General features: G+C 52.3%; 2 protein-coding genes and 1 pseudogene. 2 read left to right on the top strand and 1 reads right to left on the bottom strand.

All coding sequences use genetic code 11. The annotated features are described in order from the left end of the window. Positions 1–52: 52 nt before the first annotated feature. A pseudogene (locus AC2JC8_RS10050) lies at positions 53–1,176 on the bottom strand (IS110 family RNA-guided transposase). A gap of 195 nt (positions 1,177–1,371) precedes the next feature. On the opposite strand from AC2JC8_RS10050, the gene AC2JC8_RS10055 reads away from it, so the two are divergent. Together AC2JC8_RS10055 and AC2JC8_RS10060 are read left to right on the top strand one after the other, a co-directional pair. Continuing rightward, a complete protein-coding gene (locus AC2JC8_RS10055) occupies positions 1,372–1,962 on the top strand; it encodes a haloacid dehalogenase-like hydrolase (protein ID WP_484594679.1) in 591 nt (196 codons plus the stop codon). A gap of 30 nt (positions 1,963–1,992) precedes the next feature. After that, on the top strand, positions 1,993–2,260 hold a 268-nt coding region (locus AC2JC8_RS10060), incomplete at its 3' end, for a UbiA family prenyltransferase (protein ID WP_484594680.1).

A 2,260-nucleotide genomic window follows, 5' to 3' on the forward strand; every position in this document is an offset into this window, starting at 1 on the left:
GGCGCGAGGCGAGCGGCGCGGTGGGTAACTCGCAAGTTGATTGGCAGTTGGCTTATGCATTGACCGAGATCTCATGCAAAGGACCCGTGGCTTGGCCGATAGCCCAAATAAAGCCCACCAGTTCACGAGCAACCGCTGTGCAGGCTTGCACCGAGACTTTGCCGCGCTGAATGTAGCCGCGGTATCGTGCGCAAAGTCGCTGCTGAGCTTTCCAGGCGATCTCCTGGACCTGCTCAGGTGTTTGTTCAGCCCGTCGCTGTACACAAGCAGTCTTTCTGGCCAGGTGCCTGTACGTCCAAGCCGCCTCAGTTAGTAATCGTCGCATATAACCATTGCCCGTCTTGGTGATGCCACCCCTGACTTTGCTCGAGCCCGAGGAGTGCTCACTGGGCACGAGTCCCAGATAGGCCATCAGCTGTGGCGCATTGGCAACCGGGTTATGTCACCGAGCTCGGCAGCCAGTGCCGTGGCAACCAAGCGGCTAATACCCCGCAGTGCCATGTAGTTTTGGATCAAGGGTTTGAGTGTCGATTCGTTGCCAGCCAACTCGATTTGTTTATCCAAAGTTTTGACCCGCTTTTGCATATGCGTGACCGCATCGATATACTCCTGCAAGACGATCTGCTGAACGGGGAAGCCGCATTTAATCGTCTCAAGCCAGCGAAAGTGAGCCTGTGTCCACTTGCTCTTGCCTGCAAACCTCTTTCCATGTCGCAATAAGAACGCATTGAGACGCTGGCGCGCTTGGGTTTGCAAAAGCACAAAGTCGGCTCGAGCGCGCACCAGATCCCGCAAGGCCTCTTGGTCAGCACTGGGCACCCAAACCGCGGTGAGTTCACCCGCCCGGTGAAGTCTGGCTAGCATCTCGCTGTCACGACGATCTGTTTTGACCCGATCACCTGGCTTGCGCGGGATCATGGACGGTGCCACCACCATGCAATCAATGCCCTGATCGGTCAGGTGACGATAAACCTCGTAGCCACATGGCCCCGCCTCGTAGCAGACGGACAACTTGGCACCCGAGTTGCTGAGCTTGCGCAAAGTCTTGGTAACCTGCTCAGGCGTGTTCGGGATCTCACCATGGTAGCGAACCTCGCTAGAACCGGCTTCTGCAATCGCAACAGCGATCGTGGATTTGTGAACGTCTAGACCTACGTACTTGGTACACTCTTTCATGACCTGCTCCCTCAATGTGGCTCTGCGCCTTCGGTTGTCCAACCTCCAGCGTAATCCACGTCGCTTGAGGTGTGGCAGGTCAATACATATTGTCTAGATTTGACGATAGCTTGGAGCTCGATTCAACCTTGGGAAGTTTTGCGGCTAAAGTGGATACAATGCACACCTATAGTTTACTTTAGAGTCGGAAATTTAGTGCTGCCTAACCACCCACTGGTCGTTGACCTTGATGGAACGCTTATTCATACAGACATGCTGCATGAGTCCAGCATGTGGCTCTTGCGTGATAAGCCAGTCCGTGCGCTTGGGATCCCCTTTTTGTTACTAAGGGGCAAAGCCGTATTAAAGGCTAAGTTAGCGGCATCGACAGACTTTTCACCTGAGACCTTGCCATACAACGTCGAGTTAATTGAGTGGTTAAAGTCGGAACGTGCCAGCGGACGTCGATTGATACTATGCACGGCGTCGGACCAGACAATTGCACATAAGATAGCAGAGCATTTACAAATTTTTGATGAAGTGATCGCTAGCGATGGTCAGATGAATCTGGCTGGTGGTCATAAAGCAGATGCACTTGTCAAGCGCTTCGGCGAATCTGGATTTGATTACGCAGGGAACTCTAGTAAAGACCTGCTGGTCTGGGAAAAAGCCAATCGTGCAGTCGTCGTCAACGGCAAGCGAAATCTGGCTGGTTTTGCAGCCGAAGTTTGCGATCTTGAAAAAGAATTCCCTCCTAAGCCAATTCGAGCGTCTACTTGGGCTCGAGTCTTGCGTGTGCATCAATGACTAAAGAACCTTTTACTTTTTGTGCCCCTATTGGCAGCCCATCAACTGGAGAACATCGACGGCTGGATTGCATTGGTTTTAAGCTTCTTTGCTTTTGGGCTCTGTGCTTCCTCTGTCTACATAACCAATGACTTGCTGGATCTCGAAAGTGATCGAGCTCATCCGAGAAAGCGAAGCAGACCCTTTGCCTCTGGTCTTGTGCCAATCTGGATGGGCGTTATTATTGCGCCGCTTCTCTTAGTTGTCAGCCTTTTACTTGCTTGGGTGGTGGGATGGCCATTTTTATCTTGGTTACTTT

The sequence above is a fragment of the Synechococcus sp. genome, from assembly GCF_982614295.1.